This window comes from Micromonospora sp. CNZ299, from assembly GCF_002754415.1.
Window position 1 is genome coordinate 1,255,020 of the sequence record NZ_PEFG01000001.1, and the last position, 22,507, is coordinate 1,277,526.

Consider the following 22,507-nt stretch of genomic DNA (forward strand, 5'->3'; position numbering starts at 1 on the left):
GGTGAGCAACGATTTCGTGGTTCCGGCCATCGTGGCAGTCACCCTGGTCACCGTCGGGATCGGCTTCTACGGGCTGCGGCTGGCCCGGACCACGTCGGACTTCCTGGTCGCGTCGCGGGCGATCAGCCCAACGTGGAACGCCGCCGCGATCGGCGGGGAGTACCTGTCGGCGGCGAGCTTCCTGGGCATCGCCGGCCTGGTCCTCAAGGACGGCGTGGACGTGCTCTGGTACCCGGTGGGGTTCGCCGCCGGCTACCTCGCCCTGCTGCTCTTCGTGGCGGCACCGCTGCGCCGCTCCGGCGCGTTCACCCTGCCCGACTTCTGCGAGCTGCGGCTGGGGTCCCGCCGGCTGCGCATCCTGGCCACCGCCTTCGTGATCTTCATCGGTTGGCTGTACCTGGTGCCGCAGCTCCAGGGCGCCGGGCTGACGCTGGCAACGGTGGCCGGCTCCCCGTACCCGGTGGGCGCCCTGCTGGTGGCCGCCGTGGTCACCGCGAACGTGGCGCTGGGCGGGATGCGGGCGATCACCTTCGTGCAGGCGTTTCAGTACTGGCTCAAGCTGACCGCGCTCGCCGTACCGGTGATCTTCCTGGCGTTGCAGTGGCAGGCGGACGGCCGCCCGGCGGTGACCCCGCCCGACGGGCCGACGTTCCGGGTCGCGACCACCGTCGTGGTCGAGCACCGCGCGACCCTCACCCTGCCCGACGGCGAGATCCGGGAGGTACGCCCCGGCGACGAGCTGACCTTCGCCGCCGGCGACCCGGTGCCGGACGTGTCCGGGGCGGCCGCCGACGCCAGCGACTGGTTGCTGCCCAGCGCCGCGGGTGACGACGACCGAGGGCTCTTCGGGACGTACTCGCTGATCCTTGCCACGTTCCTGGGCACCATGGGCCTCCCGCACGTGCTGGTCCGCTTCTACACCAACCCCGACGGCGCGGCGGCCCGCCGGACCACCCTGGTCGTGCTGGCCCTGGTCGGTGCCTTCTATCTGCTGCCCACCCTGTACGGGGTGCTCGGCCGGATCTACACCCCGCAGTTGCTGGTCAGCGGGCAGACCGACGCGGTGGTGGTGCTGCTACCCGGCGCGGCCCTCGGCGACGGGACGGCCGGGCGGCTGCTCACCGCGCTGGTCTCGGCGGGCGCGTTCGCGGCCTTCCTCTCCACGTCGTCCGGGCTGCTGACCAGCGTCGCCGGGGTGATCTCGACGGATGTGCTCGGCCGAGGCTCGGTACGCGGCTTCCGTCTGGCCACGGTGATCGCCGGAGCGGTGCCGACGGTGCTGGCGCTGCACGTCTCCGGACTGGACGTGTCGCAGGTGGTCGGGCTGGCCTTCGCGGTCGCCGCGTCGAGCTTCTGCCCGCTGCTGGTGCTCGGCATCTGGTGGCGTGGCCTGACCGACCTGGGCGCCGCCGCCGGTGTGCTGGTCGGCGGCGGGGCGGCGATCGGCGCAGTGCTGGTGACGGTGCTTGGCCCGCCGCTGTCCGGCTGGCCGGCCACGCTCACCACCCAGCCGGCCGCCTGGACGGTGCCGTTGGCCTTCACCGTGATGGTCGCGGTGTCCATGGCCACCCGTCGCCGTGCCCCCGCCGACGTCGCGGCCACCATGCTCCGCCTGCACACCCCGGAAGCCCTCCGGATGTAGAGCGCTCTGAGGGCCTGTCCACCTCGGGGATGATCTCGGGTCCGCCCGTCGCGGGACGACAGAGCTGGCGATCGGCGGATAACGTCGGCGCATGACTGTTGAGCACCCCGCGCTCGCACTGCGTGGCCTGGCCAAGCGGTTCGACGGCACGATCGCGGTGGCCGGCGTCGACCTGGACGTCCCCGCCGGCTCCTTCTACGGCCTTCTCGGCCCGAACGGCGCCGGCAAGACGACGACCCTGTCGATGGCGGTCGGGCTGTTACGCCCGGACGCCGGCTCGGCCCGGGTGCTCGGGCAGGACGTCTGGCAGGACCCGGTGGCCGCCAAGCGGCTGCTCGGCGTGATGCCCGACGGTGTGCGCCTGTTCGACCGGCTGACCGGGGCGGAGCTGCTGGCGTACAACGGTTTGTTGCGGGGGATGGACCCGGCGGTGGTCGACCAGCGGGCCGCGGAGCTGCTGGACGTGCTGGCGCTCGGCGACGCCGGTCGGACGCTGGTGGTGGACTACTCGGCGGGCATGAAGAAGAAGATCGGCCTGGCCTGTGCGCTGCTGCACGGCCCTCGGGTGCTGGTGTTGGACGAGCCGTTCGAGGCGGTCGACCCGGTCTCCGCCGCGCTGATCCGGGACATCCTCACCAGGTACGCGGCCGGCGGCGGCACTGTGGTCTTCTCCAGTCACGTGATGGAGGTCGTCGAACGGCTCTGCTCGCACGTGGCGATCCTGGCCAGCGGCACCATCAAGCGGGTCGGGACGATCGGCGAGGTCCGTGGTGAGCGCTCGCTGGAGCAGGTCTTCGTCGAGGTGGTCGGCGGGCGCACCGCGACGGGTGAGGAGCTGTCGTGGCTGTCCCGGTGAGCACGGACGCCGCGCCCGTACGCACGGTCTCCGCCCGGCACTTCGTACGGCTCAAGCTGCGCGTGATGGGCAACAACTTCCGTGGCCAGGGCTGGCGGATCGCGATGTTCATCGGTGGCGTGTTCCTCGGCCTCTGGTTCGCCGCCAGCGGCTTCTTCCTCTTTGCCCTGCCCGGCCTGACGGGCGATGGGCAGTACGCGGTGCTGGTCGCGGCGGCGGGCGGTGGGCTGCTGGTGCTCGGTTGGCTGCTCCTGCCGCTGGTCTTCTTCGGTGTGGACGAGACACTGGACCCGGCCCGGTTCGCGCTGCTGCCGCTGCCCCGCCGCACCCTGGTGACCGGCCTGTTCGCGGCGGCTCTGGTGAGCGTGCCGGTGCTGGCGGTGCTGATCGCGTCGTTCGGGCTGGTGCTCACCGCCTGGTCGTTGGGCGGTTGGTCGGCAGGGCTGGTGGCGGTGGTCGGTGTGATCGCCGGGCTTCTGCTCTGCGTGGCCGCCAGCCGGGCGGTGACGAGCGCCTTCGCGACCATGTTGCGGTCCCGTCGGGTCCGCGACCTGGCGGCCGTGCTGCTGGCGGTGACCGCCGCGCTGCTCGGTCCGTTGCAGGTGTTCGGTCTCGCCGCGTTGCGGGAGGCCGACTGGACCCGGTTGACCGGTGTGGCGACCGTGATCGGTTGGACGCCGTTCGGCGCGCCGTGGACCGTCGGCATCGACGTCGCCCAGGGGCGGGTGTGGGCGGCCCCGGTCAAGTTGCTGATCACGGTGGTGGCGCTCGGTGCCCTGTTGGCGTGGTGGTCGCGGTCGCTGGAGTCGGCGATGGTGGGTGCGGCGAGCGCCGGTAAGGCTCCGGCGCAACGCGGTGTCACCGGCGGCGCGATCGCCCAACTCTTCCCCAAGGTCGCCGGCTGGGCCCGTCGGGACCGGTTCGGCGCACTGGTCGCCCGGGAGGCCCGTTACTGGTGGCGGGACGCCCGCCGCCGGGCCAACCTGATCACGATCGCGGTGGTCGGCATCTTCGTGCCCGTGATGATCAACCTGGGTGGCGCGGGTTTCGTGGCCGGGGACGGGCCCGATTCGACGACGAGTGCCGCCAACAGCTCACCGGTCCTGGTCACCATCTCCATGCTCTTCGTGGGTGTGGTCGCCGCGGTCACCCTGGCCAACCAGTTCGGCTTCGACGGCAGCGCGTACGCCGTGAACGTGGTGGCCGGGGTGCCCGGTCGGGTCGAGCTGGGCGCGCGGATGACGGCCTTCTCGCTGTACGTCCTGCCGATGCTGGCGTTCGTCGCGGTGGTGCTGTCGATCGTGCTCGGCCGGCCAGGTTGGATCGGGCTCACCATCGGCGGCCTGGTCGCCACCTACGGTGCCGGGCTGGCGGTGAACAGCCTGGTGTCGGTGCTCGGGGCGTACTCGCTGCCGGAGACGAGCAACCCGTTCGCCATGAACAGCGGCGCGGGTATGGCGAAGGGGCTGCTCACCCTGCTGGCCATGCTCGCCTCGGCGGTCGCGGCGGTGCCGATGGTGGTGGCCGCTGCGCTGCTCGGCGACGCCTGGCTCTGGCTGGCCCTGCCGGTGGGTGCGGCGTACGGGCTGGGGGCGGCGCTGCTGGGCGCGTACCTGGCCGGTGACGTCCTGGACCGACGCCAACCGGAACTGCTGGCCACGGTCACCCCACGCCGCTAGCCGGTCTGCCGGCTGGGGGCCAGGGCAGCGTCGGCGACGAAGCCACGCCAAGCGGCCGGAGCGAAGGCGAGGGTCGGGCCTGAGCGGTCCTTGCTGTCCCGAACCAGCACGACGCCGGGCAGATTGTCCGCCACCTCGACGCAGGCACCACCCGTGTCGCCGGACCTGGTCGACGTCCGCCAGCGGGGTTGAGGAACGGTCATGGCGTCACCTTCAGCTTCCGGATCAGATCCAGCGAGGCGCTTGTGGAGAGTGCTTCGCCGAGCAGGCTATCCCATTTCCGACCAATCAGACGCACGACGTCCGGGTCGTCGATGACGTGTCCACGAGCAACGTCTTCGACATAGGTGACCCGTTCACCGTCGGGCAGTTCAGCGAGCAGAAACCCGCCCGTCAACCCGACGTGGGCTCCGGCGTCAAGCGGCACGACGTGCAGTCTGACGCTCGGCATGACGGCGAGTTCCATCAGCCGACCAAGCTGAGCGTCCAGTACCGCCGGTCCACCGATCGGGCGGCGTAGAGCCGTCTCGTCCAGGACGAAGACGCATTGCGGCGACTCTGCCCGCTGCCACAACTGCTGTCGATCCATCCGAACCGTGACCAGCTCGTCCACCACCCTGGTCGGATTCAGGCCACCGGCGGAAATGACCGCGCGGGCATAGTCCTCGGTTTGCAGGAGTCCCGGAATCAGGCACGGCTCGAATTCGCAGAGCCGGATCGCCTGCTCCTCATGGTTGCGCCACGGCACGAACCACGTCGGCAGCCGCTGCCGATCAGCGGCCCGCAACAGTTCGGCGAGGAGGCCGCCGGTGGCGAGGGCCTCGTCGGCGGCGACCGCGAATTCCATTGTCGGCCGACGGCGCCCGGTCTCGATGGCGGCCACCGTGGACGGACTCCACTTGGTCAGCGAAGCCAGAGCCTCCTGGGACACCTCGGCACCGGCTCGGGCGGCCTTCAACGCCCGTACCCACATCTCGACGTTCATCCTTACCTCTCCGGTAAGTACGTGACCCCGCTGCGTAGTAAGCCCTGGCATCCTCCCCTCTCCGCGCCTCTCGGTCCAGGGTGGATGACACGCGGCCCGGCCGGTGGAGGCGATGTCCCGGCGTCCGGTCCTGCGTTCGGGCCGCCCTGGTCATCCCCCCGATCGGGGCGGCCCTCGTCGACCGGGAGGAGATCAGCCATGTTCGGGTTCATCCGTGGCAGGAACGGGGCGCGGTGGTCGCTCGTGGCCAAGATCCGCGCAACATCAGGGTTGTTGGTGCCTCCCGCGTGTCGGAGGCAGCAACATCCGGGAAGTTGCTCGGATCTTGGAGCGTGACGTGGAGCGTCACCGGTGAGCCGCCCGCACCTGCCGATGCGGCCGCTGTGGCGGTGTCGGGGCTGCGGCGCGCTCTGGCCGTGCCAGCCCGCACGGCTGGCGCTGCTCGCCGAGTACCGACACGACCGTGTGGGGCTGCTGGTCTACCTGGGCTCGGCGATGGCGGAGGCGGGCGATCAACTCGCCCGCCTCAATGGGCGCCCCGCCGACCTGCACGAGCGCTTCCTTGGTTGGGCGAGGGCCCGGGGCGGCACAATGTTTCACGTGAATCATGAGCCGGGCGCCGAGATCCATTCCACCGACCCGTTCGCGGTGCCGAGCGGGCAGCGATCGCCGGTGCGTCGACTGCGCGGCCGGCTCGCCGCGCCGGTGACCCTCTGGACGGCCCCCGGCCCGGCCGGGCTCACGGTGTCGTCCACCCTGGTCGCCGAGGGGGAGCCGGACCGGCTGGTCGGGCTGATCGACGCGGAGTCCGACTTCTGGGCGGCAGCCGAGGAGGCGGGCCGGTTCGCTGTCACGCCGCTCGGCCCGCCGCACCGGCAGCTCGCCGACCGGTTCGCCGGCCTGTTCCCCTCTCCGGGTGGGCTCTTCGCCGCGGACACGTGGATCGAGACGCCCTACGGTCCGGTGCCGGCGGACGCGGGCGGTTGGGCCGCCTGCCGGCTGGACACCGCCCGGGAGTACGGCTGGGGCCTGCTGGTGGAGGCCACCATCGAGGCTGTCGACCTGGCCGAGGAGGCCGCTCCGCTGCTGCACTATCGCGGTCGGTACCACGAGCTGCCGAGCTGAACGGACGGTCCCCGAGGACCGACCGGTCACCGGGGTGATCTGGGTCACTCGGCGCAGCCAGGCAACCGCTCGGCGCACTCGACGACCGACGTCGATCTCGGCCTTCCCCGTCGGGGAGCGCGCTCTTTACGGTGCGCGAAACTCCCTCTGACGCCTGTGAAGGTGGTGATCCACAGATGTCCACGGACACACCCGCTTCGGCCGCTTCCCAGTCGGACAAGTACCTGGCCGTACAACGGTCGGACGAGTTCGCCGGGCTGCGGCGTGCGCTGCGCGGCTTCGTCTTCCCGATGACCGTCGCGTTCTTCCTGTGGTATGCGCTCTACGTCATTCTCTCCGCGTACGCCCGGGACTTCATGGGCACGAAGCTGTTCGGCAGCAACATCAACGTCGCGCTGGTCTTCGGCCTGCTCCAGTTCGTCTCCACGTTCCTGATCGCCTGGCTCTACTCCCGGTACGCGGACCGGAAGATCGACCCCATCGCCGACCGGATCCGCGCCGAGATCGGGGAGGTGACCCGTGAAGACGGTTCACGCGGTTGAGACGTTCCTCGCGGCTGAGGCGGGCAATCACACCGCCCGCAACCTGACCATCACGCTGTTCCTGGTCTTCGTGGCGGTGACCCTGGCCATCACGATCTGGGCCAGCCGGCAGACCAAGACGGCAACCGACTTCTACGCGGGCGGCCGGTCCTTCTCCGGTTTCCAGAACGGCATGGCGATCGGCGGCGACTACATGTCGGCCGCGTCGTTCCTCGGCATCGCCGGCATCATCGCGCTCTACGGCTACGACGGCTTCCTCTACTCGATCGGCTTCCTGGTCGCCTGGCTGGTGGCCCTGCTGCTGGTCGCGGAGCTGCTGCGTAACTCGGGTCGGTACACGATGGCCGACGTGCTGGCCTTCCGGATGCGCCAGCGTCCGGTGCGTACGGCGGCGGCGGTCTCCACCATCACGGTGTCGATCTTCTATCTGCTCGCGCAGATGGTGGGCGCCGGCGCGCTGGTCGCGCTGCTGCTCGGCATCAAGCCGGGCACGACCTTCCTCGGCATGGACGCCTCCACCGCGAAGATCGCCACCATCATCATGGTCGGCGCTCTGATGATCATCTACGTCACCGTGGGTGGCATGAAGGGCACCACCTACGTGCAGATCGTCAAGGCGTTCCTGCTCATGGGCGGCGCGCTGCTGATGACGATCCTGGTGCTGGCGAAGTTCAACTTCAACCTGTCGGCGCTCCTGGGCCAGGCCGCCGAGGCATCCGGCAAGGGCAGCGCGTTCCTCGAACCCGGGTTGCGGTACGGGGTCGAGGTCGCCGGCAACTCGACGCAGACCTTCTACAACAAGGTGGACCTGCTGTCGCTGGGTATCGCCCTGGTGCTCGGCACCGCCGGTCTGCCGCACATCCTGATCCGCTTCTACACGGTGCCGACCGCGAAGGCGGCCCGTAAGAGCGTGCTCTGGGCGATCGGCATCATCGGCACCTTCTACCTGCTCACCCTGGCCCTCGGCTTCGGTGCGGCGGCACTGGTGGGCAGCGCGGCGATCACCGCGCAGGACAAGGCCGGCAACACCGCGGCGCCCCAGCTGGCCGAAGCGCTCGGAATCGACTTCTTCGGCGGCGAACTGGGTGGTGCGGCGCTGCTGGCGATCATCGCGGCGGTCGCCTTCGCCACCATCCTGGCGGTGGTCGCCGGGTTGACACTGGCCTCGTCGTCCAGCCTGGCGCACGACTTCTACGCCAACGTCATCAAGCGGGGTGACACGTCGGAGCGGCAGGAGGTACGCGTCGCCCGGATCTCCGCCCTGGTGATCGGCGCGGTGTCGATCGCCCTGTCGATCTACGCACAGAACCTCAACGTGGCGTTCCTGGTGGCGCTGGCCTTCGCGGTCGCCGCCTCGGGCAACCTGCCGGCGATCCTCTACAGCCTCTTCTGGCGGCGGTTCAACACCTCCGGCGCGGTGTGGGCGATCTACGGCGGTCTGGTCTCGGCCGTGCTGCTGGTGTTCTTCTCGCCGGTGGTCTCCGGCGCGGCGACGTCGATGTTCCCGGACCACGACTGGCAGTGGTTCCCGCTGTCCAACCCGGGCATCCTCTCCATCCCGTTCGGTTTCCTGTGCGGGTGGATCGGCACCGTCATCTCCAAGGAGCACGACGAGGACAAGTACGCGGAGCTGGAGGTGCGGGCCCTCACAGGCTCCGGCGCCCACTGATCCGAGCGCTCGTCACGAAGAGACCCCCTGTGCTCAACAGGGGGTCTCTTCGTGCAAATGGGGGTCGGTAGGCTGACCGGCATGAAGGTTGCTGAGCGCTTCGGTTCCGGTCACCGCGTTCTCGTCACCGGCGGCGCCGGTTTCGTCCCGTCGCACCTGGTGGATTCCCTGATCGCCCGGGGCTGCACGGTGGTGGCGCTGGACAACTTCGTGACCGGCTCCAAGGAGAACATCGCCCACCTGGTGGACCGGCCCACCTTCACGCTCGTCGAGGCGGACCTCTCCGACGGCCTGCCGACCGACCACCCGGCGCTGGCCGAGCGTTTCGACGCGATCCTGCACATGGCCTCGCCGGCCAGCCCCACCGACTTCGCCCAACTGCCGGTGGAGATCCTCCGGGTCGGCTCGGTGGGCACCCTGCACCTGCTGGAGCGCGCGGTCGCCGACGGCGCCCGGTTCCTGATGGCCTCCACCTCCGAGGCGTACGGGGACCCGAAGGAGCACCCGCAGCGCGAGACCTACTGGGGCAACGTCAACCCGATCGGGGTCCGCAGCGTCTACGACGAGGCCAAGCGCTTCTCCGAGGCCGCGACGATGGCGTACCACCGCTACCGCGGGCTCGACGGGGCGATCGTCCGGATCTTCAACACGTACGGCCCGCGGATGCGCCCGGACGACGGCCGCGCCATCCCCACGTTCATCTCCCAGGCGCTGCGCGGCGAGCCGATCACCGTGCACGGCACCGGCAACCAGACCCGTTCGATCTGCTTCGTCGAGGACCTGGTGCGGGGCATCCTGCTGCTGCTCGACTCGACCGAGACGGGCCCGGTCAACTGCGGCACCGAGCACGAGCTGACCATGCGGCAACTCGCCGAGTTGATCGTGTCGCTCTCCGACAGCAGCTCAGAGGTGACCTTCGTCACCCGCAGCTCGGACGACCCGGAGATGCGCCGCCCCGATCTCACGCTCGCCCGTGAACTGCTCGGATACGAGCCGACGGTCGCGCCCGAAGATGGCCTGCGACGCACGATTGAGCACTTCCGGGCACGGCTAGGGTAACCAGTTCACCGCGTACCGCCTGCCGCTGAGTGTCGCCTGAAGGCGGCGGTGGCTCCCGCTACGTACCCTGAGTTACATGTCCGCGACTTCGTCTGCCGGCGTCCCGCATCCGTACCTGCACCGCAGCGCCGGGCGCGCGTCGGTGCCCGGCCCCGATCGGGGCGCCTCCGGGCGTGCCCGTCCGACCGAGGCACGCTTCTACCCGTCGTACGACGAGGAGGAGCCCAGGCCCGGCGGCCCGGGTGGTGCCGGCGGGTCCGGGCGCCGTGGCCCGCGACCGCGCTGGGGTCGGATCGCCCTGGTGGCCGGGGTCGCGGTGCTGGTGCTGGCGTTGCTCGGCAGCGTGGGGGCCTGGTTCTACGCCCGCAACCTCAACAACGACCTGGCCCGCACCGACCCGTTCGCGGAGATCACCGGTGGCCGGCCGGTCAAGGCCGTCGACGGCGCGCTGAACATCCTGCTGGTCGGCAGCGACTCACGGGACCCGGACGCGCCTGTCGACACCAGGAGTGAGTGGCGCGCCGACACGGTCATCGTGATGCACATCCCGGCCGACCACCAGGAGGCCTACCTGGTCTCCATTCCGCGTGACCTCTACGTGCCGATCCCGGAGAGCGCCGGCGCGGACTGCGACTCCGGTGAGCGCGCGAAGATCAACGCGGCGTTCGCGTTCGGCGGGCTGCCGCTGGCGGTACGCACCGTGGAGTGCTTCACCGACGTGCGGATCGACCATGTGATGGCGATCGACTTCGGCGGGTTCAAGGAGGTCACCGACGCCCTCGGCGGGGTGGACCTGAAGGTGGAGCGGACGGTCACCTCGATCCACAAGCCGTACCGGACGTTCACCAAGGGCACCAACCACATGGACGGCGCGGAGGCTCTGGACTGGATCCGGCAGCGTAAGCAGTTCCCGGATGGGGACTTCGCCCGGATGCGGCACCAGCAGGAGTTCCTTCGGGCGCTGATGGACAAGGCGGCGAGCAGCGGCACGCTGGCGAACCCGAAGAAGCTCAACGATTTCCTCCAGTCGGTGACCGCGGCCGTAACCGTTGACCAGGGTTTCTCGGTTACAGACATGGCGCTGCAGTTCCGCAACCTGCGCAGCCAGAACCTCACCTTTGTGACCAGCCCGAACTCGGGCAGCGAGACGAGAAACGGCGAGTCGGTGGTCGTCTCGGACCGGGAGAAGGCGCTTGCGATGTACAAGGCCATGTCGGCGGACACCATGGCGGACTGGGTCAAGGCCAACCCGCCGAAGGGCAACGCCGGCGGCTGACCGAGGCGGGCACCCCGCTGCCGACGGCCCGACGGCGAACCCGCCGTTCGGGTCATCGAGTGGCGACGATCGACTGAATCCGGGAAGATCGACATCCGATTGATCCGAGATGAACTCGCCAAGTCGTTTTCATGTCCGTACAGTGGTGCCGCCCCCTCCTGATCACGAGCTGGAGCACGAATGCCGGTTCAGGCCAGTCGTCGCCCTTCCTCCTCCGGGTCTGCCGCGCCCAGCGGCCGGATCTCTGCGGCCATACCAGTGCAGCCACGCCCCGCCGGCGGTGGACCGGGCGGTCGTCCGCCCGGCGGCGGCGACGGCGGCAGTTCGGGTGGCGGCGGCGCGGGTGGCGGTGGGTCGGCGAAGAAGCGGACCAAGCGCAAGGACCCCCTCTGGGCCCGGTTGACAGTGGTGTTCGGGGCGGTGCTGATGCTCAGCAGCGGGGCGGCCATCGTCGGCAGCAAGGTGGTGATCGGGCAGGCGACCGGCGGCATCGCCCAGCGCGACCTGCTGGGTGGGGCCGGCAAGTCCGACGCCGAGGGCGGTGCGAGCCTGGAGGGGCCGATCGACATGCTGCTACTGGGCGTAGACGCCCGGGAGCGCTGGGCCGCCGATGACGTCCGCTCCGACAGCATCATCATCCTGCACATCCCGGCCACGCACGACCAGGCGTACCTGATCTCCATCCCCCGGGACACCGAGGCGCAGATCCCGGCGTTTCCCAAGAGCGGCTTCACCGGCGGCACCGACAAGATCAACGCCGCGTTCCAGGCGGGTGCCCGCAACGGTGGTGGCTGGGAGGGTGGCGCGCAGCTGATGGCGCAGACGATCAAGCGCCTCACCGGGATCAGCTTCGACGGCGCGGCGATCATCAACTTCGGTGGTTTCAAGAACGTCATCGACACCCTGGGCACGGTGCGCATCTGCGTCAGCCAGGAAGTCCAGTCGCTGCACATGTCGTACGTCGACGGCAAGCCGATGTGGAACGCCGACGCCAAGAAGACCGGCAAGCCGCGCACCCCGGTGGTGCACAAGAAGGGCTGCCAGGAGATGGAGGGCTGGGCTGCACTGGACTACTCCCGGCAGCGCAAGACCCTCCGCAACGGCGACTACGACCGCCAGCAGAACCAGCAGCAGCTGATCAAGGCAATGGCCAAGAAGGCCACCGACCGCGGGATGCTGACCAACCCGGCCAAGATCAAGCAGTTGATCAAGGCGGCCGGCGAGGCGTCCGTGCTGGACACCGGCGGCGTGCCGATCGAGGACTTCATCTTCACCATGCGCGGGGTCACCGGCAACGAGCTGACCATGCTCAAGACCAACAACGGCACCTTCCACGCCAACGGCAACAACACCGAGGGTCTGAACGAGGAGACCAAGGAGATGTTCCGGGCGGTCAAGCAGGACAAGCTCGCCGAGTTCGTCTTCACCCACCCCGAGGTGATCTCCAACCGCAAGTGACGGCCGGAAGTCGCGAAACCCAGCGACGGAATCGTCACCGCCCGTAGCCTGACGTGAGCAGGTTTCACGTATCGGCTGCGGGGAGGCGGTCACGTCCAGGTGGGGACGGAACGCGGCGGGCCGGGCCGGAGCGGCCCCGTCGGCCCGAGCACACCGCGCCCGCGGGTCGCGGATCCTGCTCGGCGTCGGCCTGGTCCTCGTCCTGCTGGCCGGGCTCGCCCTGGCCGGGATCCGGACACTGAGCAACCGGTACGAGCGAACGGTGACCAAGGAGCAGTTGCTCGACGCCGACTCCCGCACCGACCGCACCGACCTGGACGGGCCGCTCAACTACCTCCTGGTCGGCTCCGACCGCCGCCCCGGAGGCAGCGGGCCGGACCAACGCTCCGACACCATCCTCATCGTGCACGTACCCGCCGGCCAGCGGGAGGCGTACCTCGTCTCCATTCCCCGTGACCTGCTGGTCGCCATCCCGGCCGGGAACGGCTTCGGCGGCGGCCAGGACAAGATCAATGCGGCGTACGAGCACGGCGGCGGCGGGCAGGCCGGCGCCCAACTGCTCTCCGCCACACTGACCCGACTCACCGGCATCCGGTTCGACGGTGCCGCACTGATCGACTTCTCCGGCTTCCGCAAGGTCATCGACCTGCTCGGCGGGGTGCAGATGTGCGTGGACACCGAGGTCCGCTCGATCCACACCAACCGGGTCTTTCCCGTCGGCTGCCAGCAGATGGACGGGGCACAGGCACTGGACTACGTCCGGCAGCGCTACGACCTGCCCGGCGGCGACTACGACCGGCAGCACCACCAGCAACAGTTGCTCCGGGCGATGCTGGACAGCGCCGGCAGGGCGGACCTCCGCAGCAACCCGATCAAGCTCGACCAGGTGCTCCGGGCGGTCGGCGGGTCGTTGACCGTCGACACCAACGGCGTACCCCTGGAGGACCTGCTCCTCGCGCTGCGCGCGCTGCCGCCCGACGGGATGCGCGGCGTCCAGGTGCCCTCGTCACCGCAGACCATCGACGAGGTCTCGTACGTGGTGCTGGACAACGGGGGCAACGGGCTGTTCGAGGCGGTTCGCGGCACCCGGGTGCCCTCCTGGGCGCAGGCCAACCCCCGCTGGGTGACCCGGTTGTGACGGTGTCGACGGCCGGGTCGGTGCCGAACCGGCCGACGAGGATCTAGTGTTGCTTCCTGTGTTCGGACCCCAGGTTCCCACCGTGCCCGTGACCGAGATCGCCGACGAAACCTACCTGCTGGATGTGCGGGAGGACGACGAGTGGGCGGCCGGCCACGCCCCCACCGCTCACCACCTGCCGATGATGGAGTTGCCGGCACGGCTGGCCGAGGTGCCCACCGACCGGGAGGTGGCGGTCGTCTGCCGTTCCGGCGGGCGCTCCGCCCAGGTCGTCGCCTACCTGATCAACAACGGCTGGGAGCAGGTGCGTAACGCCGACGGCGGCATGCGCCAGTGGGCTGCCGTCGGCCGACCGGTGGTCGACGCGAACGGGCAGCCCGGCCAGGTCATCTGAGGCGGACGGGATGGGCGGGCCACTGGTCTTCGCGCACCGCGGCGCCTCGTACGACCTTCCCGAGCACACCCTCGCCGCGTACCTTCGCGCTCTCGACGAGGGCGCCGACGGCCTGGAGTGCGACGTCCGGCTGACCCGGGACGGGCACCTGGTCTGCGTACACGACCGTCGACTCGACCGCACCAGCAACGGTCGCGGTCTGGTCAGCGCGCGTACGCTCGCCGAGCTGGACGCACTGGACTTCGGCTCGTGGCATCCGGGCAGCGCACCGGGCGGCGACCTGCCGCCGGACGACTCGCACACCCGGCTGCTCACCCTGGCCCGGCTGCTGGACGCGGTGCTCGACGCCGGCCGGCCGGTCCGGCTGCTGGTCGAGACGAAGCACCCGTCCCGCTACGGCTCGAACGTGGAACGCCGACTGGTCAGCCTGCTGCGCCGCTACGGGCTGGCCGACCCGGCGCCGGACGACCCCGTGCAGGTCACCGTGATGTCGTTCTCCCCGCTGGCGGTCCGCCGGGTGCGCGAACTCGCCCCGACGCTGCCCACCGTGCTGTTGCTGGAGGTGTTGCCGCCCTGGCTGCGGTTGGGCCGGCTGCCGTTCGGCTCCCGCATCGCCGGGCCGGGTATCGGCCTGGTCCGGGGCCGTCCGCAGCTGCTGCCCGCGCTCCAAGCGGCCGGCAACGAGGTGTACGTCTGGACGGTCAACGAGCCCACCGACCTGGAGCTGGTGCTGTCCGCCGGGGTGGACGGGATCATCACCGACCGGCCGGCGTACGCCCTCGCCCGGCTGGGCCGCTGACGGGCGGGGGTGCCCAAATCCGGGTCGACGGGGCAGACTCGCCCCCATGCCGGAGCGTATTGACTTCCCCGCTCTCCTCGCCGGCCACACCGTCGTGATCGAGATGATCAATTCTGGGGACGCCGGCCTGCCGGTCCTCACCCAGCTCCTCCGGGTGGCCCAGCCGGCACTCGGCGCGACCGGTATGGCGTTCGTCGAGTTCGGTCCGACCGGTGGTCGCGTGATCTCCGCGACCGGCGCGGCGGAATGGGCCCTCGGTCGTCCGCTGGCCGCCGACGACCCGGACACCGTCTGTCTGCTCGCCGGGCCACGGGTACGCCAGGTACGCGTGGACCACCTCAACGGCAAGCTGGCCGGCGAGCTGAGCGGCAGCGACCTGCACTGGATGGTGGTCTCCCGGGCGGAGATCGGCGGCCACATCGTCGGGAGCATGCACGCGCTCTACTCGGACGACGACGAGCCGGGCCCGGACCAGCAGGCGGTGATCGGCTACCTCGCCTCCTGCGTCGCGCACATGTACGGCGACCAGAGCGGCCTGCCGGTGCACGGCGACGGCCCGGTGGTGGCGGCACTCGCCGACGGGCTCGCTGTCGTCGACCGGGACGGGCACGTCCGACTCTGGAACCCGGCCGCCGCCCAGGTCACCGGGCGGTCGGTCGAGCAGGCGCTGAGCGCGCCGTTGCCGTTCCCGCTGCCCCCCTCCGGCCAGGTCCGGGACCACCGGATGCCGGACGGCCGCTGGCTGCGGATCACCTCCGGCGAGCTGCCCGGCCCGGGCACGTTGCGGGTGGTCACCTTCCGCGACATCACCGACCAGCAGCGCCGCGACCACGACCGGGAACTGTTCGTCGCGGTGACCAGCCACGAGCTGCGCACCCCGGTCACCGTCATCAAGGGGTACGCGGACACCCTCACCGACCACTGGGAGTCGCTCACCGAGGTGGACAGGCGGCAGGCCGCCCGGGTGATCGGGCAGCGTGCCAACGAGTTGGCCCGGTTGGTCGACCGTCTCCTCTCCTCGGCCGCCGAGGCGGGGCCGGGGGACGACCCCGCGACCCCCTTCGACCTCGGCGAGGCGCTGCGCTCCGCCGTCGGCGACCTGCCGGCGGACCTGCGTCGCCGGCTGGTGCTGCTCCTCCCGACCGACCTGCCCAAGGCGCTCGGCCACCGGCCCAGCCTGGCCACGGTGTTGACCGAGCTGACGACCAACGCCGGCAAGTACTCGACACCGGACTCCCCGATCGAGATCACCGCCTCCGTGGACGGTCAACTGGTGGCGTTCCGGGTCAGCGACCGGGGCATCGGCATCCGACCGGAGCACGTGGAGCGGGCCTTCGACCGGTTCTGGCAGGGCGAGTCCGGCGACCGGCGCGGCTATCCGGGGGCAGGGCTCGGCCTCTATCTCGTCCGCCGGATCGTTGAACAACAGAATGGATGGGTATCCCTACGTCCGAGGACCGGCGGCGGTACGGTCGCAGAGGTGCGGCTACCACGCGGTTGACCGAGGTGGCGCGACGTGGAGGCGACGGTGGCAGCGGCAACGAGGGAGCGGGCGTGGTGCGTGGTGGTTCCCCACCACCCGGTCGGGGCACGACTGGCCCGGCACCGGCTCGCCGGCGAGTTGGCGGACGTCGTACCCCCGACGCTTCTCGCGGATCTGATCGCGGTGCTCGCGGAGCTGGTGGGTAACGCCGTGCGGCACGCCCGGCCGCTGCCCGGCGGAGTCATCCGGGTGGCCTGGCACCTACGCCCCTCGGCCGAGGGCGATCTGATCCAGTTGCGGGTCACCGACGGCGGTGCGAGCACCGGGCCGCGGATCCGGACAGCCAGCCTCGACGCGGCGGACGGGCGAGGGCTGCACATCGTGGCCGGTCTGGCCACCCGTTGGGGAGTCGAGCGCGACGGCATGGGCCAGCGCGTCTGGGCCGAGTTCGACCCGGTGCCGGCACCCCGACCCGACCTGGTGCCGGCACGCTGACCGTCACTGATCCTGACCTCGTCGGTGCGACCGGTGCTCGACGGGCTCGGGATGGGTGGGTCCCGCCCACGGAAAGCCGGTCGGGGCTCTAGGCTGTGACGCCGTGAGCAAGCGTCGAAAGAGCCAGCGCACCGCAGCCGACAGCGCCCCCCGCCGGGAGAAGGTGCGGGACATCTTCGTGCCGCGTCCGTTCGACGGGCTGGTCGACGAACCCGAGTGGATCGCCCTGCGCGAGTTGGTGCCGGCCGCCTCCGCGCCGCTGCGACTGGCACCCGCCCTGGTCGAGGAGTTCGGCGACCGGTCGGCGACGCTCGCCACGGTGCTGCCGATGGCCGCCCCGGCGATCAGCAAGCCGGACGGTCGGGTGCTCATCGGCCTCCAGCGCCACCAGCAGTCCGGTGACGTTTCCCGGGACCTGGCCGAGGCGCTGCTCTGCGCACTGCGGACCGAGCCGGGTGGCCAGGTGGCCGTGCCGCCGCTGCCCGGCCCCGGCCCACGCCTCCAGGACATCCTCGCGGACGGTCCACTGGACATCACGATGCACGAGGGTTTCGAGTTCTGGCTCGACCCCGGGGCCGGCGATGATCCGACCGTCCAGGCGTCTCTGGAGCGGGCGAACGCGGCGATCTACCCGACCGTGCGGTTGACCGCCGCGAAGGCCGCGTACTGGTGTCAGGTCCCGGAGAAGGCACACGTGCGCTGGGTGTTGCCCGAGGACGAGGACGCCGCCCTGGACGCGCTGGCCCGCCTCGGCGCGGCCGGTTCGCTGACGCTCGGCGAGCAGACCAAGTTCGCCGGCATGTTCCGCGCGCACGGCCGTCTGGTGCCGGTCTGGGACCTGCCGGAGGAGACTCCGGCGGCCGACTGGGAGGACCCGGTGGCGCAGTTCGCGAAGCGGTACACGGAGGCGCTCGCCGCCACCGACCCGCTGGACGCCGCCGGCCGACGCGCCCGTCAGGGGCTGCTCGGCCGCCAGCTCACCCTCCGCTGAGCCCGACCCGGCCCGTTCCGGCCGGCAACGGCTCGCGGGTGATCGGGCAGGACATGCAGCGCGGCCCTCCCCGACCGGACCCCAGCTCGGAGCCGGCGATCGGGATCACCTCGATGCCGGCTCGCTCCAACTGTGCGTTCGTCTCGGTGTTGCGCTCGTAGCCCACGCAGAGCCGGGGCGCCAGCGCGAGGGTGTTGTTGCCGTCGTCCCACTGCTCGCGTTCCGCGGTGACCGGGTCCAGCCCGGTGTCGATGACCCGGAGCAGGTCGAGGTCCATCGCGTCGGCGGCGGCCCGCAGGAACGGCGCCGGCCCGTCCACCCGCGGGTCCTCACCGTCCGCGCCGGCGATGACGGTGTACGCCGACAGCGTGCTCGCGATGTTGGGGTACATCAGCACGGCGTCCACGTCGACCATCGTGCAGACGGTGTCGAGGTGCATGGTGGCGCGCTTCTGGGCGATCGGCACCACCAGGATGGTGTGGGCCAGGCCGGCGGCGAAGACCTGCCGACCGAGGCGTTCGGCACCGGCCGGTGTGGTCCGTTCGCCCACCCCGACCGCCAGCACCCCGGGCGCGAGCAGCAGCACGTCCCCGCCCTCAAGGTGTTCGAGGTTGGGGCGGTAGACGAACTCGGTGCCGGCGAAGCGCGGGTGGTGCCGGTAGATGGCGTCGGTCAGCGTGGTCTCGCGGCGGCGGGCGGGCATGGCCAGGCTGGTGACGCCGACCCGGTCGCCGATCCAGAGCGACGAGTCTCGGGTGAACAGCAGGTTGGGCAGCGGGTCGATGACGAAGTCGTGCCGATCCATCAGGGTGTAGACCAGCCCGCCGGGCCGCTCCGAGCTGATCCGCAGTTCCTCGTGGGCCAGCCCGGCGGTCAGCACGTCGGCCAGTGCCGCCGGGTCCAGGTAGGAGAGGTGGTCGGCGACGCGGGCCCGCAGGGTGTCGCCGAGACGTCGGGAGCGCAGCACCTGTTCGGTGAGCTCGGCGCGGGCGTCCGCGACGGCAAGCGTCTCGGCCAGCAGGGTGGCAAGGTAGAGCACCTCCACCCCGCGCTCGCGCAGGGCGGCGGCGAACGCGTCGTGCTCCTCCTGGGCCCGCCCGACCCAGGGGATCGCGTCGAACAGGAGCGAGTCGTTGTTGCGTGGGGTGAGCCGGGCCAGTTCGGGGCCGGGCCGGTGCAGCAGTACGGTGCCGAGCCGCCCGACTTCACTGTCGACGTAGTGGGTCACTCCCGCAGCGTAGGGCAGGGTTTGGCGGCATCCGAGAAAAGAACTGTGGATGAATATGGCATTCATCCACAGTCATTCCGGCGCTCCGGCTTGCCGAACCCCGGTAGTGGCAACGTAGGGTAGTGGGGACATAACTTCGAGGGACCTTTTGCCGGAGGTCGACGACGATGACTGTCTTTCCCGCACGACGAGCCGTACCGTCCGCTCGGGCACTGCCGCCCGTCGCGGTGCCACACCCCCGTGCCGAGTCGACGGGGGTTCTCGAACCAGTCCGTCCGACACCGCTCGAATGGGCCCGCCGCCGTCGGGCCGAGCGAGGGGCGCGCCGCCTGGAGGCGGCCGGGGCGCGGGCGCTGGGCCAACTCGATCACCTCGGGCCCGCCTGGCACGTGATCGAGTGGCCGCGCACCGACGTGACAGACATCCTCGACCGCGGTCAGGACGAGCGCGCCGGGTTCCTCGCCATCGGGCCGAGCGGCCTCTTCGCCGTGACCATCGCCGACCACGGCCGGGCCAGAGTGCTCGTCGCCGGGGACGTCGTGCAGATCAACGGCAAGCGACCGCCGTACGTGGCCGAGTCCCGCCGGGACGCCAAGCGGGCCAGCAAGGCCCTCTCCGACGCGGTGGGGCTGCCCGTCCCGGTGACGCCGGTGCTGACCTTCGTCGGCTCCGGCGTTATCAGTGTCTACGGCCTTCCGAAGGACTGTCTGATGGCCACCCACCGCGAGCTGGATCGGCTTCTCGTGGCCGGTGGCAGTCGGATCAGCCCCGCCACGGCCGAGAAGCTGTCCCGGGTCGCACAGCACCCTGGCACCTGGCTGAACGGCACGTACCGTCCAGCTGCCGACTACCGGTGGTATGACGAGGGCCGAACGGCCGCTGACAAGCCGGCCAGTCGCCGGTAACGTCACCGGCGACGCCACGCGGCTCCGGTCCCCCCGTCCACCTCACCGGCTTCCCGCGCCGTCACCGGCCGCCTCGGTTCAGGCTGTGCGGCCTGGGTGACCAGGTGCGCTCGGTGATTCGTCGGCGACCCGCTAGCGTGGACAGTCGATCGGTGCACATAGGAGGCGCGGTGGCCCACGTCGAACTTTCGCTCTCGGAAGCGTTCGTGCCGGCGGCGCGGGCCTCGACAGAGCCGGAGTCCGACAATGTCGGCCAATGGTCCTCGACAGTGTCCCGGGCCGACGAGCCCTGCCTGCTGATCGACGCCGACACGAGGGTGGTGGCGATCTCCACGGCCGGCTGTGAGCTGCTCTGTCTGGGCGAGCCGGACGCTCTGATCGGGCGACCGCTGCTCGACGGAGGGCTGCGCCTGCTCGACTTCACCGCCAACCGGGGCGAGCTGACCGAGGCCGAGGCCGACAAGATCCCGCCCCTGCTGGCGCTCTCCTCCGGCCGACTCGCTCGTGGGCTGCTCCGGGTGCAGGCCGCCTCGGCCGACAACTCCGACGCGACCGTCGACGCGATCTCCACTCCGGTGCTCACCGACGGCACCGTCGCCGGTTCGCTCACCTTCTTCTCCGAGGTCTGACCTGCGGCGGAGTGTGTTGTTCACCGCACGCGGCGTTGCTGGGATGAGCCCGCGCGCAGGCCGTAGGGTGCCCTCATGCTGGATATCGCGCTGCTGCCGGGGGATTACGCCGTGTGCCGCCTGGCCGCCGGCACCACCCTGCCGTACGCGTTGTCCAGCGGGCTTCGCCACACCGACGTAGTCACGGTGAGCTGGACCTCCGACGGGATCTCCGTGATCTGCCCGACCGACCGGGCTCCGGCACAGGCCGTGGTGGAAACCGTGTGGCGCTGTCTGCGGGTCACCGCCCCGGTGGGGATGGCCGCCATCGGCAGCCTGGCCGCGCTGGTCGACCCGCTGGCCGAGGCACGGGTCAGCGTGGTCACGTTCTCCACCTTCGACACCGACTATCTGCTGGTGCCGGCCGTCCGGCTGACCGAGGGCACTGCCGCGCTACAGCGCGCCGGGCACCGCGTCACCGGCTGAGCTTCACCCCCACCGGCTGCTCACCCTACGATGGGCTCGGCCACCCCGGCCGCGACGAATTCTCCGATGTCCCGAGGATCGGCCCGTGCCGTTCACCCCACCCCGCCCCGCGTCTCCCCCATCGCGGGCAACGATCCACATCTCACCGGCGACTCGTGGCCGGTCGACCGGTCGCGTCCCCGTGCGGACCACCGCCCGGGTCCTGCCTGTCGCACTCGCGGTGTTCGTCGTCACGGTGCTGGTCGGCTGTGGCGCCCCACCCGAGCTGAGTGAGCCGACCGCCCTCCCCACCCACACCGCGGCACCGACGCCACCTGGCGCGAGCACCGCTCCCGCCACCCCGCAGGTGACCGCACCGCCGCCCGTCGCGGTCACGCCCACCGCCGATGCCGGTCTGGTCGCGACCGCCTGCCGCAACGGGCCGACCGGGCAGCGGGTGGTGCAACTGTTGCGCGGGCGGGCGGGAGTCCTCCCGGCCAACGTCCGGGTCCAGGTCCGCACCGGCCCACTCTGCGCCGCCGACTGGCAGTTCACCGTGCTCGAGGTGACCGGCCACGAGGAGCTCCAGGTGGTAACCCGGGGCCAGGCGGCCGCACCGACGCTGGTCACAGCCGGCACGGACGTCTGCACCATCGAGGTACGCGCCACCGGCCCCGCCGGGATCCGTGCCCTCGCCTGTGAGGCCGGTCCGGCCGCCGGCCCGGGTGCGTAGGCTGATCGGCATGCCGGGAACACCGCCGACACGTTTCGTCTACCTCGGGCCGGAGGGCACCTTCGCCGAGCAGGCCCTGCGTTCCGTCCCCGCCGCCGAGCGCGGCACCCGTACGCCCGCCCGGAGCGTCGGTGAGGCGCTGGACAGCGTCCGTGACTCCGACGCCGATGCCGCGCTGGTGCCGCTGGAAAACTCGATCGGCGGCGCGGTCGGCGTCACGCTGGATGAGATGGCCGAGGGCGAGCCGCTGGTGATCACCCGGGAGGTGATCCTGCCGGTGGAGTTCGTGCTCGGTGCCCGACCCGGCACGTCGCTGACCTCGATCCGCACGGTGGCGGCCCACCCGCAGGCGTCCACCCAGTGCCGGGGCTGGCTGCGCGACCACCTGCCCGACACCGTCGTGGTCGACGTGCTGTCCAACGGCGCGGCTGCCGCTGGTGCCGGCGCCGGCGAGTACGACGCGGCGATCTGCGCACCGATCGGGGCGACCCGGCACCGGCTCGCGATACTCGCCGACAAGATCGCGGATCATCCCGACGCGGTGACCCGGTTCGTGCTGGTGTCCCGTCCCGGGCCGCCCCCGCCGCCGACCGGCGACGACCTCACCTCGCTCGCGGTCTACATCGCCCACGACCGTGTCGGCGCGCTGCTGTCGGTGCTGATGGAGCTGGCCGTCCGCGGAGTCAACCTGACCCGCATCGAGTCCCGCCCGACCGGGGAGGCACTGGGCCGGTACGTCTTCTTCCTGGACTGCACCGGTCACGTGGCCGACGTACGCCTGGGCGAGGCGTTGCAGGGGCTCCGCCGGGTCTGCGCCGACGTCCGGTTCCTGGGCTCGTATCCCCGGCACCGGTGGGCCGAGTCGGCGGGCGAGCGGCCGGTGCCCGCACCGGCCGGCCTCTCCGACGTCGACTACGCCGACGCGGCGGCCTGGCTGGCCCGACTGCGCACCGGCGAGCTGACCTGACCGGGCGGGA

General features: G+C 71.0%; 23 protein-coding genes. 20 read left to right on the forward strand and 3 right to left on the reverse strand.

Annotated features, from left to right (window positions below; genetic code table 11):
* Position 1 precedes the first annotated feature (1 nt).
* The 3 genes from CLT68_RS05980 to CLT68_RS05990 all read left to right on the forward strand — a co-directional run bounded on the left by CLT68_RS05980 (position 2) and on the right by CLT68_RS05990 (position 4,177).
* Positions 2–1,642 carry a sodium/solute symporter gene (locus CLT68_RS05980; RefSeq protein ID WP_099849374.1) on the forward strand — a complete coding sequence of 547 codons (1,641 nt, stop codon included), beginning with the start codon at positions 2–4 and terminating at the stop codon, positions 1,640–1,642.
* 91 nt (positions 1,643–1,733) lie between these two features.
* Positions 1,734–2,498 (forward strand): ABC transporter ATP-binding protein, encoded by a 765-nt coding sequence (locus CLT68_RS05985; RefSeq protein ID WP_099849376.1) that lies wholly within the window; start codon positions 1,734–1,736, stop codon positions 2,496–2,498.
* Entirely contained in the window at positions 2,483–4,177 is a 1,695-nt protein-coding gene (locus CLT68_RS05990) for an ABC transporter permease (RefSeq protein ID WP_099849378.1), read from the forward strand. Before CLT68_RS05985 ends, CLT68_RS05990 begins: the two co-directional genes overlap by 16 nt.
* Here CLT68_RS05990 and CLT68_RS05995 read toward each other — a convergent pair.
* Positions 4,174–4,380 carry a DUF397 domain-containing protein gene (locus CLT68_RS05995; RefSeq protein WP_099849379.1) on the reverse strand — a complete coding sequence of 69 codons (207 nt, stop codon included), beginning with the start codon at positions 4,378–4,380 and terminating at the stop codon, positions 4,174–4,176. The genes CLT68_RS05990 and CLT68_RS05995 overlap by 4 nt on opposite strands.
* Positions 4,377–5,162, reverse strand: coding sequence for a Scr1 family TA system antitoxin-like transcriptional regulator (locus CLT68_RS06000; RefSeq protein WP_099849381.1), 786 nt, complete (start codon positions 5,160–5,162; stop codon positions 4,377–4,379). Before CLT68_RS06000 ends, CLT68_RS05995 begins: the two co-directional genes overlap by 4 nt.
* 372 nt (positions 5,163–5,534) lie before the next feature.
* Between CLT68_RS06000 and CLT68_RS06010 the strand changes: the two genes are divergently transcribed.
* The 12 genes from CLT68_RS06010 (at position 5,535) to CLT68_RS06065 (ending at position 17,591) form a co-directional block, all read left to right on the forward strand.
* Positions 5,535–6,287 carry a flavin reductase family protein gene (locus CLT68_RS06010; RefSeq protein ID WP_099856836.1) on the forward strand — a complete coding sequence of 251 codons (753 nt, stop codon included), beginning with the start codon at positions 5,535–5,537 and terminating at the stop codon, positions 6,285–6,287.
* A 176-nt stretch (positions 6,288–6,463) separates the two neighbouring features.
* On the forward strand, positions 6,464–6,829 hold the full coding sequence (locus tag CLT68_RS06015; protein ID WP_099849382.1) for a DUF485 domain-containing protein: 366 nt from the start codon (positions 6,464–6,466) through the stop codon (positions 6,827–6,829).
* The gene (locus CLT68_RS06020; protein ID WP_099849384.1) at positions 6,807–8,498 is read left to right on the forward strand and encodes a solute symporter family protein; all 1,692 of its coding nucleotides are present in this window, start codon (positions 6,807–6,809) and stop codon (positions 8,496–8,498) included. Before CLT68_RS06015 ends, CLT68_RS06020 begins: the two co-directional genes overlap by 23 nt.
* An 81-nt stretch (positions 8,499–8,579) precedes the next feature.
* Positions 8,580–9,557, forward strand: a complete 978-nt coding sequence (locus CLT68_RS06025; protein WP_099849385.1) for an NAD-dependent epimerase/dehydratase family protein — start codon at positions 8,580–8,582, stop codon at positions 9,555–9,557.
* 76 nt (positions 9,558–9,633) lie between these two features.
* Entirely contained in the window at positions 9,634–10,833 is a 1,200-nt protein-coding gene (locus CLT68_RS06030) for an LCP family protein (protein ID WP_099849387.1), read from the forward strand.
* A gap of 180 nt (positions 10,834–11,013) precedes the next feature.
* Positions 11,014–12,291, forward strand: coding sequence for an LCP family protein (locus CLT68_RS06035; protein WP_099849389.1), 1,278 nt, complete (start codon positions 11,014–11,016; stop codon positions 12,289–12,291).
* Positions 12,292–12,553: 262 nt separating this feature from the next.
* Positions 12,554–13,429, forward strand: a complete 876-nt coding sequence (locus CLT68_RS06040; RefSeq protein ID WP_099849391.1) for an LCP family glycopolymer transferase — start codon at positions 12,554–12,556, stop codon at positions 13,427–13,429.
* A 58-nt stretch (positions 13,430–13,487) separates the two neighbouring features.
* Complete coding sequence (locus CLT68_RS06045) at positions 13,488–13,823, forward strand: rhodanese-like domain-containing protein (RefSeq protein ID WP_030487745.1); 336 nt, start codon at positions 13,488–13,490, stop codon at positions 13,821–13,823.
* 10 nt (positions 13,824–13,833) lie between these two features.
* The gene (locus CLT68_RS06050) at positions 13,834–14,622 is read left to right on the forward strand and encodes a glycerophosphodiester phosphodiesterase (protein ID WP_088950726.1); all 789 of its coding nucleotides are present in this window, start codon (positions 13,834–13,836) and stop codon (positions 14,620–14,622) included.
* Between the two features lie 46 nt (positions 14,623–14,668).
* The gene (locus CLT68_RS06055) at positions 14,669–16,123 is read left to right on the forward strand and encodes an ATP-binding protein (protein ID WP_099849392.1); all 1,455 of its coding nucleotides are present in this window, start codon (positions 14,669–14,671) and stop codon (positions 16,121–16,123) included.
* A 60-nt stretch (positions 16,124–16,183) separates the two neighbouring features.
* Complete coding sequence (locus CLT68_RS06060; protein ID WP_099849394.1) at positions 16,184–16,600, forward strand: ATP-binding protein; 417 nt, start codon at positions 16,184–16,186, stop codon at positions 16,598–16,600.
* 103 nt (positions 16,601–16,703) lie between these two features.
* Positions 16,704–17,591: a DUF5926 family protein gene (locus CLT68_RS06065; RefSeq protein WP_099849396.1), complete on the forward strand. Its 888-nt coding sequence runs from the start codon at positions 16,704–16,706 to the stop codon at positions 17,589–17,591.
* Here the strand turns inward: CLT68_RS06065 and CLT68_RS06070 are convergent.
* Complete coding sequence (locus CLT68_RS06070) at positions 17,578–18,819, reverse strand: arginine deiminase (protein ID WP_099849398.1); 1,242 nt, start codon at positions 18,817–18,819, stop codon at positions 17,578–17,580. The genes CLT68_RS06065 and CLT68_RS06070 overlap by 14 nt on opposite strands.
* A gap of 167 nt (positions 18,820–18,986) precedes the next feature.
* Between CLT68_RS06070 and CLT68_RS06075 the strand changes: the two genes are divergently transcribed.
* The 5 genes from CLT68_RS06075 to pheA all read left to right on the forward strand — a co-directional run bounded on the left by CLT68_RS06075 (position 18,987) and on the right by pheA (position 22,497).
* Positions 18,987–19,724 carry a hypothetical protein gene (locus tag CLT68_RS06075; protein ID WP_088950731.1) on the forward strand — a complete coding sequence of 246 codons (738 nt, stop codon included), beginning with the start codon at positions 18,987–18,989 and terminating at the stop codon, positions 19,722–19,724.
* Positions 19,725–19,894: 170 nt separating this feature from the next.
* A complete protein-coding gene (locus CLT68_RS06080) occupies positions 19,895–20,353 on the forward strand; it encodes a hypothetical protein (RefSeq protein ID WP_099849399.1) in 459 nt (152 codons plus the stop codon).
* A gap of 75 nt (positions 20,354–20,428) precedes the next feature.
* Positions 20,429–20,818, forward strand: a complete 390-nt coding sequence (locus CLT68_RS06085) for an ACT domain-containing protein (RefSeq protein ID WP_099849401.1) — start codon at positions 20,429–20,431, stop codon at positions 20,816–20,818.
* A 181-nt stretch (positions 20,819–20,999) separates the two neighbouring features.
* The gene (locus CLT68_RS06090) at positions 21,000–21,530 is read left to right on the forward strand and encodes a hypothetical protein (RefSeq protein WP_486482089.1); all 531 of its coding nucleotides are present in this window, start codon (positions 21,000–21,002) and stop codon (positions 21,528–21,530) included.
* A 10-nt stretch (positions 21,531–21,540) separates the two neighbouring features.
* A complete protein-coding gene (pheA, locus tag CLT68_RS06095) occupies positions 21,541–22,497 on the forward strand; it encodes a prephenate dehydratase (RefSeq protein WP_099856839.1) in 957 nt (318 codons plus the stop codon).
* Positions 22,498–22,507 lie beyond the last annotated feature (10 nt).

Excerpts from the sequence above, each read along its gene's own strand:
- CLT68_RS05985 (WP_099849376.1), top strand. The coding sequence starts at position 1,734 with ATGACTGTTGAGCACCCCGCGCTCGCACTGCGTGGCCTGGCCAAGCGG.
- CLT68_RS05995 (WP_099849379.1), bottom strand. The coding sequence starts at position 4,380 with ATGACCGTTCCTCAACCCCGCTGGCGGACGTCGACCAGGTCCGGCGAC.
- CLT68_RS06000 (WP_099849381.1), bottom strand. The coding sequence starts at position 5,162 with ATGAACGTCGAGATGTGGGTACGGGCGTTGAAGGCCGCCCGAGCCGGT.
- CLT68_RS06010 (WP_099856836.1), top strand. The coding sequence starts at position 5,535 with ATGCGGCCGCTGTGGCGGTGTCGGGGCTGCGGCGCGCTCTGGCCGTGC.
- CLT68_RS06015 (WP_099849382.1), top strand. The coding sequence starts at position 6,464 with ATGTCCACGGACACACCCGCTTCGGCCGCTTCCCAGTCGGACAAGTAC.
- CLT68_RS06025 (WP_099849385.1), top strand. The coding sequence starts at position 8,580 with ATGAAGGTTGCTGAGCGCTTCGGTTCCGGTCACCGCGTTCTCGTCACC.
- CLT68_RS06030 (WP_099849387.1), top strand. The coding sequence starts at position 9,634 with ATGTCCGCGACTTCGTCTGCCGGCGTCCCGCATCCGTACCTGCACCGC.
- CLT68_RS06035 (WP_099849389.1), top strand. The coding sequence starts at position 11,014 with ATGCCGGTTCAGGCCAGTCGTCGCCCTTCCTCCTCCGGGTCTGCCGCG.
- CLT68_RS06050 (WP_088950726.1), top strand. The coding sequence starts at position 13,834 with ATGGGCGGGCCACTGGTCTTCGCGCACCGCGGCGCCTCGTACGACCTT.
- CLT68_RS06055 (WP_099849392.1), top strand. The coding sequence starts at position 14,669 with ATGCCGGAGCGTATTGACTTCCCCGCTCTCCTCGCCGGCCACACCGTC.
- CLT68_RS06075 (WP_088950731.1), top strand. The coding sequence starts at position 18,987 with ATGACTGTCTTTCCCGCACGACGAGCCGTACCGTCCGCTCGGGCACTG.
- CLT68_RS06085 (WP_099849401.1), top strand. The coding sequence starts at position 20,429 with ATGCTGGATATCGCGCTGCTGCCGGGGGATTACGCCGTGTGCCGCCTG.
- pheA (WP_099856839.1), top strand. The coding sequence starts at position 21,541 with ATGCCGGGAACACCGCCGACACGTTTCGTCTACCTCGGGCCGGAGGGC.